Consider the following 13,460-nt stretch of genomic DNA (forward strand, 5'->3'; position numbering starts at 1 on the left):
CGTCCGCGCAAACGCGCGGCGCTTTGGTCGCGAGGACTAGCCCCCGCTCCTGTACACCTGGATATCGAGATCCCGGATCTTCTTCCGCAGCGTGTTGCGGTTGAGGCCGAGCAGGTCGGCGGCGCGGATCTGGTTGCCGCGGGTGGCGGCGAGCGCGGCCGTCAGCAGCGGCACCTCGATCTCCTTGAGGATGCGGTGATAGAGGCCCGGCGGCGGCACGCCGTTCGGAAAGCCCTGGAAGTGCGATGAGAGATAGGCCTCCACCGCGCCGCCGAGATTGTCGACACCCTGCTGGACGGCGGCCCCCGGGCTGACCGAGGGCGGCGCCAGCTCACCGTCGATGACGGACGCCGTGATCACGTCCTGCGGATAGAGCGCGGCGAGGCGCCGGGCGAGGTTTTCGAGCTCACGCACGTTGCCGGGCCAGCGATGCTGCTTCAGCCGCTCCAGTGCCAGCGCATCGAGCTTCTTCGGCGGCAATCCGTCCTTCTCGGCGAGCGCGAAGAAGTGACGCACGAGATCCGGCAGGTCCTCGATGCGCTCGCGCAAGGGCGGCAGCCGCAGCGGCACGACGTTGAGGCGGAAGAACAGGTCTTCACGGAACAGCCCCTGCTGGATCAGCACGCGCAGATCCTTGTTGGAGGCCGCAACGATGCGCACGTCGGTCTTGATCGGGGTGCGGCCACCCACCGTGGTGTATTCACCCTGCTGCAACACGCGCAGCAGGCGGGTCTGCGCCTCCATCGGCATGTCGCCGATCTCGTCCAGGAACAGCGTGCCGCCCTCGGCCTGCTCGAACCGGCCGGAGGCCCGCGTGTTGGCGCCGGTGAAGGCGCCGCGCTCGTGGCCGAACAATTCCGATTCAATGAGGTCGCGCGGAATCGCCGCCATGTTGACCGCGACGAACGGGCCGTTACGGCGCTTGCCGTAATCATGCAGCGCGCGCGCCACCAGCTCCTTGCCGGTGCCGGACTCGCCCGTGATCATCACCGTGAGATCGGTCTGCATCAGCCGCGCCAGCACGCGGTAGATTTCCTGCATCGCCGGCGAGCGGCCGACCAGCGGGATCGCCTCCATCTCGGAATCGTCGTCCGGCGTCGCAACCCGCTCCTTCGGCTCGGCAAGCGCCCGGCCGACGATCGCGATCAGCTCCTTCAGGTCGAAGGGCTTTGGCAGATATTCGTAGGCGCCGCGCTCGGAGGCGCGGATCGCGGTCATGAAGGTGTTTTGCGCGCTCATGACGATGACGGGCAAGTTCGGCCGCATCTTCTTGATGCGCGGCAGCAGGTCGAAGGCGTTTTCATCCGGCATCACCACGTCGGTGATGACGAGATCGCCCTCGCCCTGGCTGACCCAGCGCCACAGCGTCGCGGCGTTGCCGGTCAGCCTGACTTCATATCCGGCCCGGGACAGTGCCTGGTTGAGAACCGTGCGGATGGCGGTGTCGTCATCAGCGACGAGAATGCTACCTGCGGGCATCGTTAATCCTCATTTTGCCCCCTGTGATGCAGACGACGACTTCCCGGCGGAGCCGTCGCGACTGCTGTGATCGGCGTGTTTGGCCGATGTCGAGTACATCGGCATCAGCACGCGGAAGGTGGTCTTGCGCGGCTGAGACTCGCATTCGATGATGCCCCCGTGATCGCCGATGATCTTGGCGACCAGAGCAAGACCGAGGCCAGAGCCGGTCTGCTTGGTGGTCACGAAGGGATCGAACAGATTGGGCAGAAGATCGTCCGGCACGCCCGGTCCATTGTCCCTCACGCAGAATTCGAGCGGCAGGGATACACGGGATTTTTGACCGGGGACTGACAGGCGCACGCCGGGGCGGAACGCGGTGGTGAGCTGGATTTCGGCGTCGGGGACGTCGATCAGGGCTTCGGCGGCGTTCTTCACCAGATTGAGGAACACCTGGATCAGCTGGTCCTGGTTGGCCAGCACCGGCGGCAGCGAGGGATCGTAATCCTCGATGAAACGGATGTTGCGGGCAAAGCCGGACTGCGCCAGCCGCTTCACGTGATCGAGCACGGAATGGATGTTGACCGGGCCGCGCACCACGGGCCGTTCGTCGCCGAACACCTCCATGCGGTCGACCAGCGTCACGATGCGGTCAGCCTCGTCGCAGATCAGACGCGTCAGCATGCGGTCCTCGGAAGACGCCTGCTGCTCCAGCAGTTGCGCCGCGCCGCGGATGCCGGAGAGCGGATTCTTGATCTCGTGCGCCAGCATCGCCGCCAGCGCGATCACCGAGCGTGCCGCGCTGCGGTGGGTCAGCTGCCGGTCCATCTTGTCGGCGATGGATCGCTCCTGCAGCATCACCACGATATGGCCGGGGCGCTCGGTCAGCGGCGCGACGTGGAGATCGACCTGGCGATCGCCCCCCATGCGCGGCGTGCCGAGATCGACCTTGTATTCGTTGACCGGCGAGTTCGACGAGCGCACCTGGTCGATCAGCGCCAGCAACGGACTGCCGAACGGCACCAGCTCTTTCAGCGACTGCCGCTTCAGGAACTGCGTCGAGATATCGAAGAAGGCTTCGGTCGCGATGTTGGCGCCGACGATCTTGCCGTCCGGCCCGATCAGCAGCACGGGATTGGGCAAGGCGTCCAGGATCGCATCGCTGTCGGACGACACATGCCGACGATGTTCAGCAGCTGAGCTCATGCAGCAGCGCTCCATGCGAAGTCGTCGAAGGCATCTTGCAGTGATCGGTCAACCTGGCCCGGGTCCTCGGACGTCAGGATCTTCCGGCGCCACGCCTTGAGCGTCTCGACCGGCGCACCGCTCGCATCGGCCGCGACATCAAGCGCCCAGCCGAGATGCTTGCGCGCATGCTTGAGGCCGACGCGCAGGCCGTAGAGCGCGCAAACGCCCTCATAGAGCCTGCGAATATAATGCAGCTGCGTCTGGAGCGACGGCGGGGCTTCGGCCGCCGCGCCCTTCAGCCGCCGGCCGATCTCGCCGGGCAACCAGGGCTGGCCATTTGCGCCGCGGCCGATCATCACGGCGTCGGCGCCTGAGGCCTGAAGCGCTGCGAGCGCCTTCTCATAAGAGGTGATATCGCCATTGACGACGAGCGGGATGGAGATGGCCTCACGCACCGCGCGGATTGCATCCCAATCGGCTTGCCCCTTGTAGAACTGGCAGCGGGTCCGGCCATGCACGGTGACGAGCTTGATGCCTGCGGCCTCGGCACGGCGCGCCAGCTCCGGCGCGTTGCGCGTGCGATCGTCCCAGCCGAGCCGCATCTTCAGCGTCACCGGCACCTTCACGGCTGAGATCGTCGCCTCGATCAGGCTCACGGCATGATCGAGATCGCGCATCAGGGCCGAGCCCGACTGGCCGCCGGTGACGTGGCGGGCTGGGCAGCCCATGTTGATATCGATGATGTCGGCGCCCTCGGCCTCGGCGATCCGGGCGCCCTCCGCCATCCAATGCGCCTCACAACCGGCAAGCTGGACCACGTGCGGCCCGACCCCGGTTGCTTCGCAGCGCAACCGCGACATGCGGTGGCCGTTGGCGAGCTCGTCGCTGGCCGTCATCTCGGAGACGACCAGACCGGCTCCCAACTCGGCTGCCAGCCGGCGGACGGGTGAATCCGTCACTCCCGACATCGGCGCCAGGAAGACCGGGGTAGCGATTTCAATATCGCCTATTTTCAATGGCTTGGAGCCTGGTCCTGCCGAGCCGGTCACAGTGGTCTCGTTGAAAGGGCAGCGCCTCATCGCGTCTGCCATGGTCTATCTTGCGCACAATTCTTGTGCAGTCAAGCGTCATGCCTACAGTTTAGACAGTTCTGCAGATCTTTCAAGTGCAGTGCAGCAAAATGCTGTTTCCCACAATCCGGGGAAACCCCCTTTTTTTGCGGGCCTGCCGTGCTAGAGGCATGCCGGCGATCACCCCCATACCCCGACGCTTCTCTTAACAATCGAATATTTGAGTCCTATGGCGAAATCACAGCGCACCGCAGTCGTTCTTGTCGCGGCCGGACGTGGCATGCGCGCTGGCGCCGGCGGTCCCAAGCAATATCGCGAGATCGGCGGCGTGCCCGTGATCTACCGCGCCATGGAAGCCTTCAGCACCCATCCCGACGTTTTCGCCGTGCAGCCGGTCGTGAACCCCGATGACAGCGCCATGTTCACGGCAGCGGTCGCAGGCCTCAGGCACGAGGCGCCAGCCAATGGCGGGGCGACGCGCCAGGCCTCTGTGCTGTCGGGCCTCGAAGCGCTTGCGAAGCACAGGCCCGACATCGTCCTGATCCACGACGCCGCGCGACCCTTCGTCTCTTCAGGCGTGATCTCGCGCGCGATCGAGGCGGCAAGCCGCACGGGGGCTGCGATCCCCGTCGTCCCCGTCACCGACACCATCAAGCTCACCAGTGCAGACGGCCATGTCGAGGACACGCCCGACCGCGCGCGCCTGCGAATCGCGCAGACGCCGCAATCCTTTCGTTTCGACGTCATCCTCGAAGCGCATCGTCGCGCGGCCAAGGACGGACGATCTGAATTCACCGATGATGCCGCGATCGCCGAATGGGCGGGATTGACGGTTGCGACCTTTGAAGGCGATGTTGCCAACATGAAGCTCACTACCCCCGAGGATTTCGTGCGCGAGGAAGCACGCCTGGCCAGCCTGCTCGGCGACATCAGGAGCGGCACCGGTTACGACGTCCACGCTTTCGGCGAAGGCGATCACCTCATGCTCTGCGGTGTGCGCGTGCCGCACACCAAGGGGTTCCTGGCGCATTCCGACGGCGATGTCGGCCTGCATGCGCTGGTCGATGCCATCCTCGGCGCGCTCGCCGACGGCGACATCGGCTCGCACTTCCCGCCGAGTGACGCCAAGTGGAAGGGCGCCTCCTCCGACCAATTCCTGAAATATGCCATCGAGCGCGTCACGGCGCGCGGCGGCCGCATCGCCAATCTCGAGGTCACCATGATCTGCGAGCGGCCGAAGATCGGTCCGCTGCGCGACACCATGCGCGCGCGCATTGCCGAGATCTCTGGGGTCGACATCTCGCGCGTCGCCGTGAAGGCGACCACCAGCGAGCGGCTCGGCTTCACCGGCCGCGAGGAAGGCATCGCGGCCACCGCGAGCGCCACCATCCGCCTCCCCTGGAGCCTGTAGGTCATGGCCGGCAGCGACGCACGCGCCCTCTCCCGCTCGCTGCTTGATCTCTGCCGGATGCGCAAGCTGACGATCGCAACCGCCGAATCCTGCACCGGCGGCCTCGTCGCCGGCGCCTTGACCGACATTCCCGGCTCCTCTGATGTCATCGATCGCGGTTTCGTCACCTATTCCAACGACGCCAAGCGCGCGATGTTGGGTGTCGAAGCAAGCACGCTGACCAATTTCGGCGCGGTCAGCAAGGAGACCGCGACGGCGATGGCGGTCGGCGCGCTCGAGCGCGCCGATGTCGATCTTGCCGTCGCCATCACGGGCATCGCGGGCCCGGGCGGCGCCACGCCGGGCAAGCCGGTCGGCCTCGTCCATTTTGCGGCTGCCGCACGCGATGGCCGCATCATCCATCGCGAGCAGCGGTTTGGCGCGATCGGCCGCACGACCGTCCGCCAGCGCTCGGTGGTCGAGGCGCTCCGCATGCTGATGGAGCTTGCCCGCGGCCCGCAAGCCGCCGCGAAGCCGCAACGCGCTGCCGCGAGCCGCCTGCGTCCCCGCGTCACGCGCACGCCGCGCCGCCACGTTGCCAAACGCAGGCCGCCAAGGTCGCCGCGGGGCTGACCGCACCCACACGCTGTTGCGCGCAACGCGTCGCGAGACGGCAGCGACGTGTTTGCTTGTCAAATTGCACGCAAATTTGTCGAAATCGATCGCGATGTGCGACGCAGCGCTGCGACCAAATCGTCGCTACGCCCAGGCGATCTTGCGTCGGAAAATATTGGCGCAATAATGCCGCTCTACGTTGTGGTCCGGAATCAACCGGACCAGCATTGTGGAGGGCGGCGAAGTGCTCGCTCGCACCGCGGCTTCGGCCGCACTTGTTGTCACTTTGGCCGCCTTTGATGGTGCGGCTGCGCAAACGGCCAATCAGCCGCCAGATACGATGGCGGCTCGGGTCGAGGCCTGCACGCCCTGTCACGGCAACAAGGGCGAAGGCACCAGCGATGTTTATTTCCCGCGCCTTGCCGGCAAGCCGGCAGGCTATCTCTACAACCAGCTCCTCGCTTTCCGCAGCGGCCGACGGAAATATCCGCCGATGAACTATCTGCTGGAATTCCTGCCAGATCCGTATCTGCAAGCGATGGCGGAGTATTTCGCCGGCGAACACCCGCCTTTGCCGCCGCCGGCGCCGAGCGAAGTCAGCAAGGACGTCCTCGCGCAAGGCGAGCAGCTTGCGACCAGCGGCGACGCCGGCCGCAACATTCCAGCCTGCGTGAGCTGCCACGGTCCCGGTCTCACCGGTATGCAGCCCGGTATCCCCGGTTTGCTTGGATTGCGCGCGCCCTATATCAGCGCCCAGCTCGGCGCTTGGCGGTACGGCACCCGCACCGCGAAATCGCCCGACTGCATGCAGGTCGTCGCCAGCCATTTGACCGAAGCCGATGTCACCGCGGTCGCCGCCTGGCTCGCGACGCGGCCTGCTCCCGACAATCGGGCTCCCGTGGCGAAGGGCACCTATGCGCTGTCCTTCGGCTGCGGCAGTCAGCCCAACTGACGAGGCGGATGATGGGCTCGAAACTGTCGATCGCACTCCTGGCTTTGGCCGCGCTCACCACGGTCGCGCGTGCGCAGGATAAGAATAGCGATGTCATTGCTCGCGGCGAATATCTCGCCCGCGCCGGCGACTGCACGGCCTGCCACACGGCACCGGAGGGCCGCTTGTTCGCCGGCGGCCGCGCCATGCCGACCCCGTTCGGCACGCTCTACACCTCCAACATCACGCCCGACCCGGAGACCGGCATCGGCAAATGGAGCGCCGACGATTTCTACAAGACCATGCACAGTGGCCGCTTCCCGGATGGCGGGCTGATCTATCCCGCGATGCCGTTCGCCTCCTACACCAAGGTCACGCGCGCCGACAGCGACGCGATCTTCGCTTATCTGCGGTCCATCCCCCCGGTGAACCAGAAAAACCGGCCGCACGAGCTGCGCTTCCCCTACGACAACCGCCAGCTCATCCTCGGTTGGCGCACGTTGTTCTTCAGCGAGGGTGAGTTCAAGCCCGATCCAACCAAATCCGACGAATGGAATCGCGGCGCCTATCTGGTTGAAGGCCTCGGCCATTGCGGTATGTGCCATTCGCCGATCAATGCGCTCGGCGGCACCTCGCAATCCGACGCTTTCAAGGGCGGCTTGATTCCGATGCAGAATTGGTATGCACCTTCACTCACCTCCAACCGCGAGGCGGGGCTCGGCGACTGGAGCATCAAGGACATCACCGATCTGCTCCAGACCGGCGTCTCCGCGCGGGGCGTGGTCTACGGCCCGATGGCCGAGGTCGTGCACAACAGCCTGCAATATCTCAACGATGCCGACACCAAGGCGATGGCGGTGTACCTGAAGGGCATTGCGGAGGCCTCCTCGCCTCCGCCGGCGAGCTCGACCCTGCCGAACACGGAGAGCAGCCTGCTCATCAGCCTCGGCAAGACCGTCTACGACAAGAACTGCGCGAGCTGTCATGGCACGCAGGGCGAAGGCAAGCCGCCGCACTGGCCGCCGCTCGCCAACAACCAGTCGATCGAGATGCAGTCGGCGGTCAATCCGATCCGCATGGTGCTCAATGGCGGCTATCCGCCGGGCACCAAGGGCAATCCGATGCCCTATGGCATGCCTCCCTTCGCCGGTCTGCTCTCCGACAACGAAGTCGCCGCCGTCGTTTCCTACATCCGCACCGCCTGGGGCAATCGCGGCACGCCGGTCTCGGCCCGCGAGGCCAACGAGCTGCGCTCCGCACCGCTGAACTGACGGGAGCCACATCCACCATGTTCAATTCCGATCCGCCGACAAGCCCGGCCGCTGCCGACCAGGCCGTCGAGGAAGTCGTTGCACAGGGGCCATCGGGCGCCATCGTGCTGGCCGGCATCGCAACGGCCTGCGTCGTTGCGATGTGGCTTGCGTTCTACCTGTTCGTCTTTCTGCCGCGCGGACCCCTGCAATGAGCGCGGAAGGCGCCCATGGCAGCAGTGCCGAAGTCGCCGCGCGTGTCGAGCGACGTTGGGCCACCGTTGCCGTGATCATCATCGTCGGCATGGCGCTGCTGGCGGCCTTCGCCGGCATCCATCGCGCGACCATGCCGCAGCCGCGTGTCGAGACCACCGATCCGTCGCGGATTCATCTCTCCGGCGAGTTCGTCGAGAGCAATCTCGGCAGCGTGCTCGAAGCCAACGGCAACGTCACCGTGCGTGCGATCGGCCAGCAATATTCCTTCACGCCGGCCTGCATCGTCGTGCCCGTGGATACGCCGATCACGTTGCGCGCCACCAGCGCCGACGTCGTGCACGGCATCCTGATCCAGGGCACCAACGTCAACACCATGCTGGTGCCGGGCTACATCTCCGAGCAGCTGATGCGCTTTACGAGGACCGGGGACTATCTGATGCCCTGCCAGGAGTTCTGCTCCTTCGGCCACGAAGGCATGTGGGGCAAGGTCAAGGTGATCGACAAGACCGACTTCGCAAATCGTGCGAAAGCCGGCGGGAGGCTGGGCTGTGTTGGTCAATAGGAAGCTCATTCTCGCCCATTTCTGGCTGGCGTTTGCGGTGTTCGGCGTCGCGTTGACGCTCGGCGCCTGGCAGATGTTCATTCGCAGCCCGATCGGGACATGGCTCTCCAACCCCGAGCTCTATTATCGCTCGCTGACCGCGCATGGCACCGTGATGGGCTACGTCTTCCCGACGCTGGTCGCGATGGGGTTCGGCTATGCCATCAGCGAATCTGCGCTGGAGCAGCGCCTGGTCGGCGTACGCTGGGCCTGGACCGGATTCTGGCTGATCGTCGCCGGCAGCGTCGTGGCGGTGATCCCGATCGCGCTCGGGCGCGCCTCGGTGCTCTACACGTTCTATCCGCCGCTGATCGGCAATGTGTTCTACTACCTCGGCGTCGTGCTGGTCGTCGTCGGCTCCTGGATCTGGGTTGCTTTGATGTCGGTCAACCTGCGGGTCTGGCGCAAGGCCCATCCGGGCGCGCCGGTGCCGCTGGCGATGTTTGCCAATGTCGCGGGCTCCTATCTGTGGGCCTGGACCGCAGTCGGCGCGGCGCTCGAGCTGCTGCTTCAGATCATCCCGGTCGCAGCGGGGCTGAAAAACACGATCGACGCCGGTCTCGCGCGCATCTTCTTCTCCTGGACGCTGCACGCCATCGTCTATTTCTGGCTGATGCCGACCTACATCGCCTATTACACGATTGTGCCGCGTGCGATCGGCGGCCGGGTCTATTCCGATACCATGGCGCGGATCTCCTTCATCCTGTTCCTGGTGGTGGCGATGCCGATCGGCATGCACCACACTTTTGCCGATCCAATGGTCGGTGCCGGTTTCAAGTTCATCCATTCAGCTTTCACCGCGCTGGTGGCGCTGCCGACGTTGCTGACGGTGTTCACGATCTGCGCCTCGGTCGAGATCGCGGCGCGGCTTCGCGGCGGCCGCGGCCTGTTCGGTTGGATGAGAGCCCTGCCCTGGGACAATCCGATGATGCTGGCGCTGGCGTTCTCGTTCGTCATGCTCGGCTTCGGCGGCGCCGGCGGTCTCATCAATATGAGCTATCAGCTCGATACCTCGATCCACAACACGCAGTGGATCACCGGCCATTTCCACCTGATCTTCGGTGGCGCCATCGTGATCATGTATTTTGCCATCGCCTATGATCTGTGGCCGCATTTGACCGGCCGCGAGCTGATCGATGTCAGGTTGATCCGCACCCAGCTCTGGCTGTGGTTCATCGGCATGATCGTGACCACCTTCCCGTGGCACTGGGTCGGCATTTTGGGCATGCCCCGCCGCATGGCCTATTTCGACTTCGGCGATCCCGCGATCGCGCCGCAGGCGCTCTCGGTGACGTTCTCCGCGATCGGCGGCTTCATCCTGCTCACCTCGGGCATCATGTTCATCGTCGTCCTGGCGCGCGGCATGCGTGCGCCTCGGGCCGACGCCGGCACCTATCGCTTTGCGGTCGCCGTGCACCAGCCGGCAACCGTGCCCGTCGCACTCAACACCCATGCGCTGTGGGTGGCGTTGATGATCGCGCTCACCATCACCAATTACGGCTATCCGATCCTCAACCTCGCGACCTCTGCGGGAACGTCGGTGCCAGCCGTCTATGTGGGAGCGCAGTGATGAGCAGGCGCGACCTCTTCACTTTCAGCAATCGCCACTTCTCGCTCGGCGTCGGCATCACCGCGGCGATTCTGATCGTGACCGCGATCGCCGGATTCGTCGTGCTGCCTTTCGCGCAGCCCTGGGTCCAATTCGCCAATGTCTGGGACGCGATCTGCAGCGCCGCCGGCGTGGTGCAACGCGCGGCAAACGTGACGGCGCCACAGCAGGAAAAACGCCTGTCGGAGGTCGTGCTGACTTCGCACACACTATCACGTCCAAGCCAGGAGGCGATCGGCCGCGGTGCGACGCTGGCGCAGCGCTGCGCGATCTGCCACGGCCCGACCGGCATCAGCCGCGCGGACTCGCCAAACCTCGCCGGCCAATATGCGGCTGTGATCTACAAGGAGCTGCATGATTTCCGCTCCGGCGCGCGCACCAACGCCGTGATGTCGCCCTTCGCCCTCAACCTGACCGACGATGAAATCGCCGATCTATCGAACTACTACGCTTATCTGCCGCGGCTGCCCGCCTACCATCCAACGCCGCAACTGCCCAAGCCCAACATCGTCATCTATGGCGCGCCAGTGCGCGGCATCGCGCCGTGCGGCGCCTGCCATGGCAGCCTCGACAACAAGACCGGCAGCCCGTGGCTGGAGGGACAGTCCGAGGCCTACATGAAAGCCCAGCTTCAGGCGTTCGCGGCCGGCGAGCGCCGCAACGATATCAGCCAGCAGATGCGCAACATCGCCCGCGCGATGACGCCACAGGAGATCGAGGCGGCCGCGGCGTATTACGCCTCGCAGCCGCCGGATGTGGTGAAGGCGGTGGATTGAAGTGAATGGTTCGTGCTCCGGACGTAGCGCTGCGCTTCTTCAGCGCTGCGCTGCAGAGCCGGGGCCCATCTATCGAGTGAGGGGTCTGTCGCTATCGGTCCCGGCTCTGCGTAGCAACGCTAAGGGCGTTGCAGCGCGTCCGGGACACGAGACTACGGGACACGAGACTACAAGGCTTACGTCGACGCCAGCTTCGGCCGGCCGTAGATCGCATCGGCCCGTTTCTCGAACGCGGTTGAAAACCGCGCGAATGCAGCGTCGAACATCGAGCCCATCAGCAATGCCAGCATGCGGCTCTTGAATTCGTAGGCGAGAAAGAAGCCGACGTCGCAGACATCGTTGCCGTCCTGCTGGCCTTTCGGCTCGAAGGTCCAGCGGTTTTCGAGGTTGCTGAACGGACCTTGCAGATATTCGACCAGAATTTTCAGATTGGCGCGGTCGAGCGTGACGCGGCTGGTGAAGGATTCCCTCACCAGCTTGAACGACACCGTCATGTCGGCGACCAGCACCTCGGTGCCATCGGGCTTGGCCACGCGCTGACGGATCTTCAGCGCGCTGCACAGCGGCACGAATTCCGGGTAGCGCTCGACATCGGCGACCAGATCAAACATCTCGGATGCGCTGTGATGGACACGGCGCTTGCTCGAAAATTTGGGCATATCGGTTCAGCGCGCGCTAGCTGCCCGCGCGGCCTTCAGTCTCGCAAAGTCCTCGCCGGCGTGATGCGACGAACGGGTCAGCGGGCTCGCCGACACCATCAGGAAGCCCTTGGTGTAGGCGACCTTTTCGTAGGAACTGAACTCGTCCGGCGGCACGTAGCGCATCACGGCGTGATGCTTGCGGGTCGGCTGGAGATATTGCCCGATGGTCAGGAAGTCGACGTCCGCCGAGCGCAGATCGTCCATCACCTGCTGCACCTCGTGGCGCTCCTCGCCGAGGCCAACCATGATGCCGGATTTGGTGAAGATGGTGGGGTCGAGCTCCTTGACCCGCTGCAGCAGCCGGATCGAGTGGAAATAGCGCGCACCCGGCCGCACCGTCAGATAGCGCGACGGCACGGTCTCGAGATTGTGGTTGAAGACGTCGGGCTTCGCCGCGACGACGACCTCGAGCGCGCCTTCCTTGCGCAGGAAGTCCGGCGTCAGGATCTCGATCGTGGTCGAGGGACACGCGGAGCGGATGGCGCGGATGGTCTGGGCGAAATGCTCGGCGCCGCCGTCGGCGAGGTCGTCGCGGTCGACGGAGGTGATGACGACATGGGCAAGACCCAGCTTGGCGACAGCCTCGGCGACGTTCTGCGGCTCGGCTGCATCCAGCGCGTTGGGCAGGCCGGTCTTGACGTTGCAGAAGGCGCAGGCCCGGGTGCAGGTATCACCCATGATCATGAAGGTCGCGTGCTTCTTGTCCCAGCACTCGCCGATGTTCGGGCAGCCAGCCTCCTCGCACACCGTGTGCAGGCCGTTGGCGCGCACGATGTTGCGGGTATCGGCATAGCCGCGGGTGTTGGGCGCGCGCACACGGATCCAGTCCGGCTTCGGCGGCGAAGCGGAGTCTGGGCGGTTCACCTTTTCGGGGTGGCGCGGGCGGAGCGGGTTCGTGATGGTATCGACAATAACGACCATGATCTGTCCGGTCTGTTCAGGTCCTACCTAGTCGGTCTGGGGGCCTGCCGCAACCCGGCTCGCGCCGCTTCAGGGAACATGGCAGATATGGGCAATATCCTGCTCTGTTCTCAGGCGATTCTCACCTCGAATGGCTCCAGTCTCGAAGACTTCCACGCCGCGGCTCGGCAAGGCCCTGAAGCGCGGCTTTTTCGATCGCGACGTCCGCGAGGTCGCGCCCGACCTGATCGGGGCGACCATGCTGGTCGACGGCGTCGGCGGGATCATCGTCGAAGTCGAGGCCTATCATCACACCGAGCCAGCGGCACACTCCTATAACGGGCCGACGCCCCGGAACCGGATCATGTTCGGTCCGCCCGGCTTTGCCTATGTCTACCGCTCCTACGGCATCCACTGGTGCGTCAACTTCGTCTGCGAGGCGGAAGGCTCGGCGAGTGCGGTCCTGATACGAGCGCTGGAACCGACGCATGGCCTCGCCGCGATGCGCCGCCGCCGCCATCTGCAGGATGTGCATGCGCTGTGCTCGGGCCCGGGCAAGCTGACCGAGGCCCTCGGGATCACCATCGCGCACAACACCCTGCCCCTCGATCGGCCGCCGTTCGCACTGCATGCGCGGACGGAGGATATCGAGGTCGCGACCGGCATCCGGATCGGCATCACCAAGGCGGTCGAGCTGCCCTGGCGTTATGGCATCAGGGGCTCGAAGTTCCTGAGCAAGCCGTTTCCGAAATAGC

Annotated in this window: 14 protein-coding genes; 9 read left to right on the forward strand and 5 right to left on the reverse strand. The window is 65.2% G+C overall.

What is annotated here, in order from left to right; translation table 11 throughout:
* Positions 1 to 36: 36 nt before the first annotated feature.
* Genes ntrC through dusB form a run of 3 tightly spaced genes read right to left on the reverse strand, consistent with a single transcriptional unit; the run spans position 37 to position 3,662 of the window.
* The gene (gene ntrC, locus G8O24_RS23035) at positions 37 to 1,479 is read right to left on the reverse strand and encodes a nitrogen regulation protein NR(I) (RefSeq protein ID WP_188103306.1); all 1,443 of its coding nucleotides are present in this window, start codon (positions 1,477 to 1,479) and stop codon (positions 37 to 39) included.
* A gap of 9 nt (positions 1,480 to 1,488) precedes the next feature.
* Positions 1,489 to 2,664, reverse strand: a complete 1,176-nt coding sequence (locus tag G8O24_RS23040; protein WP_188103308.1) for a two-component system sensor histidine kinase NtrB — start codon at positions 2,662 to 2,664, stop codon at positions 1,489 to 1,491.
* Positions 2,661 to 3,662, reverse strand: a complete 1,002-nt coding sequence (gene dusB / locus G8O24_RS23045; protein WP_188103441.1) for a tRNA dihydrouridine synthase DusB — start codon at positions 3,660 to 3,662, stop codon at positions 2,661 to 2,663. Before dusB ends, G8O24_RS23040 begins: the two co-directional genes overlap by 4 nt.
* A 283-nt stretch (positions 3,663 to 3,945) precedes the next feature.
* Between dusB and G8O24_RS23050 the strand changes: the two genes are divergently transcribed.
* The 8 genes from G8O24_RS23050 (at position 3,946) to G8O24_RS23085 (ending at position 11,104) form a co-directional block, all read left to right on the forward strand.
* Positions 3,946 to 5,127 carry a bifunctional 2-C-methyl-D-erythritol 4-phosphate cytidylyltransferase/2-C-methyl-D-erythritol 2,4-cyclodiphosphate synthase gene (locus G8O24_RS23050; protein WP_188103310.1) on the forward strand — a complete coding sequence of 394 codons (1,182 nt, stop codon included), beginning with the start codon at positions 3,946 to 3,948 and terminating at the stop codon, positions 5,125 to 5,127.
* Between the two features lie 3 nt (positions 5,128 to 5,130).
* The gene (locus G8O24_RS23055; protein WP_188103311.1) at positions 5,131 to 5,739 is read left to right on the forward strand and encodes a CinA family protein; all 609 of its coding nucleotides are present in this window, start codon (positions 5,131 to 5,133) and stop codon (positions 5,737 to 5,739) included.
* Positions 5,740 to 5,965: 226 nt separating this feature from the next.
* Complete coding sequence (locus tag G8O24_RS23060; protein ID WP_188103313.1) at positions 5,966 to 6,673, forward strand: c-type cytochrome; 708 nt, start codon at positions 5,966 to 5,968, stop codon at positions 6,671 to 6,673.
* An 11-nt stretch (positions 6,674 to 6,684) separates the two neighbouring features.
* Complete coding sequence (locus G8O24_RS23065; protein ID WP_188103316.1) at positions 6,685 to 7,923, forward strand: c-type cytochrome; 1,239 nt, start codon at positions 6,685 to 6,687, stop codon at positions 7,921 to 7,923.
* Between the two features lie 17 nt (positions 7,924 to 7,940).
* Positions 7,941 to 8,117 carry a hypothetical protein gene (locus G8O24_RS23070; protein ID WP_188103317.1) on the forward strand — a complete coding sequence of 59 codons (177 nt, stop codon included), beginning with the start codon at positions 7,941 to 7,943 and terminating at the stop codon, positions 8,115 to 8,117.
* Complete coding sequence (locus tag G8O24_RS23075) at positions 8,114 to 8,680, forward strand: cupredoxin domain-containing protein (RefSeq protein ID WP_188103319.1); 567 nt, start codon at positions 8,114 to 8,116, stop codon at positions 8,678 to 8,680. Before G8O24_RS23070 ends, G8O24_RS23075 begins: the two co-directional genes overlap by 4 nt.
* A complete protein-coding gene (locus G8O24_RS23080; protein ID WP_188103321.1) occupies positions 8,667 to 10,289 on the forward strand; it encodes a b(o/a)3-type cytochrome-c oxidase subunit 1 in 1,623 nt (540 codons plus the stop codon). The genes G8O24_RS23075 and G8O24_RS23080 overlap by 14 nt, the downstream gene beginning before the upstream one ends.
* Positions 10,289 to 11,104: a c-type cytochrome gene (locus G8O24_RS23085; protein WP_188103322.1), complete on the forward strand. Its 816-nt coding sequence runs from the start codon at positions 10,289 to 10,291 to the stop codon at positions 11,102 to 11,104. The genes G8O24_RS23080 and G8O24_RS23085 overlap by 1 nt, the downstream gene beginning before the upstream one ends.
* A 176-nt stretch (positions 11,105 to 11,280) precedes the next feature.
* On the opposite strand, the gene G8O24_RS23090 is transcribed toward G8O24_RS23085, so the two are convergent.
* Complete coding sequence (locus G8O24_RS23090; RefSeq protein ID WP_188103324.1) at positions 11,281 to 11,763, reverse strand: type II toxin-antitoxin system RatA family toxin; 483 nt, start codon at positions 11,761 to 11,763, stop codon at positions 11,281 to 11,283.
* Positions 11,764 to 11,769: 6 nt separating this feature from the next.
* Positions 11,770 to 12,726 carry a lipoyl synthase gene (gene lipA, locus G8O24_RS23095; protein WP_188103326.1) on the reverse strand — a complete coding sequence of 319 codons (957 nt, stop codon included), beginning with the start codon at positions 12,724 to 12,726 and terminating at the stop codon, positions 11,770 to 11,772.
* A gap of 130 nt (positions 12,727 to 12,856) precedes the next feature.
* On the opposite strand from lipA, the gene G8O24_RS23100 reads away from it, so the two are divergent.
* Positions 12,857 to 13,459 (forward strand): DNA-3-methyladenine glycosylase, encoded by a 603-nt coding sequence (locus G8O24_RS23100; RefSeq protein WP_188103328.1) that lies wholly within the window; start codon positions 12,857 to 12,859, stop codon positions 13,457 to 13,459.
* Position 13,460 lies beyond the last annotated feature (1 nt).

Source organism: Bradyrhizobium campsiandrae (assembly GCF_014529705.1).
Taxonomy (GTDB): domain Bacteria; phylum Pseudomonadota; class Alphaproteobacteria; order Rhizobiales; family Xanthobacteraceae; genus Bradyrhizobium; species Bradyrhizobium campsiandrae.

Bases quoted from the DNA above. Each gene is read 5' to 3' on its own strand.
- G8O24_RS23070 (WP_188103317.1), top strand. From the start codon at position 7,941: ATGTTCAATTCCGATCCGCCGACAAGCCCGGCCGCTGCCGACCAGGCC.
- G8O24_RS23100 (WP_188103328.1), top strand. From the start codon at position 12,857: ATGGCTCCAGTCTCGAAGACTTCCACGCCGCGGCTCGGCAAGGCCCTG.
- G8O24_RS23075 (WP_188103319.1), top strand. From the start codon at position 8,114: ATGAGCGCGGAAGGCGCCCATGGCAGCAGTGCCGAAGTCGCCGCGCGT.
- G8O24_RS23090 (WP_188103324.1), bottom strand. From the start codon at position 11,763: ATGCCCAAATTTTCGAGCAAGCGCCGTGTCCATCACAGCGCATCCGAG.
- G8O24_RS23065 (WP_188103316.1), top strand. From the start codon at position 6,685: ATGGGCTCGAAACTGTCGATCGCACTCCTGGCTTTGGCCGCGCTCACC.
- G8O24_RS23050 (WP_188103310.1), top strand. From the start codon at position 3,946: ATGGCGAAATCACAGCGCACCGCAGTCGTTCTTGTCGCGGCCGGACGT.
- G8O24_RS23040 (WP_188103308.1), bottom strand. From the start codon at position 2,664: ATGAGCTCAGCTGCTGAACATCGTCGGCATGTGTCGTCCGACAGCGAT.
- ntrC (WP_188103306.1), bottom strand. From the start codon at position 1,479: ATGCCCGCAGGTAGCATTCTCGTCGCTGATGACGACACCGCCATCCGC.
- G8O24_RS23085 (WP_188103322.1), top strand. From the start codon at position 10,289: ATGAGCAGGCGCGACCTCTTCACTTTCAGCAATCGCCACTTCTCGCTC.
- G8O24_RS23055 (WP_188103311.1), top strand. From the start codon at position 5,131: ATGGCCGGCAGCGACGCACGCGCCCTCTCCCGCTCGCTGCTTGATCTC.
- lipA (WP_188103326.1), bottom strand. From the start codon at position 12,726: ATGGTCGTTATTGTCGATACCATCACGAACCCGCTCCGCCCGCGCCAC.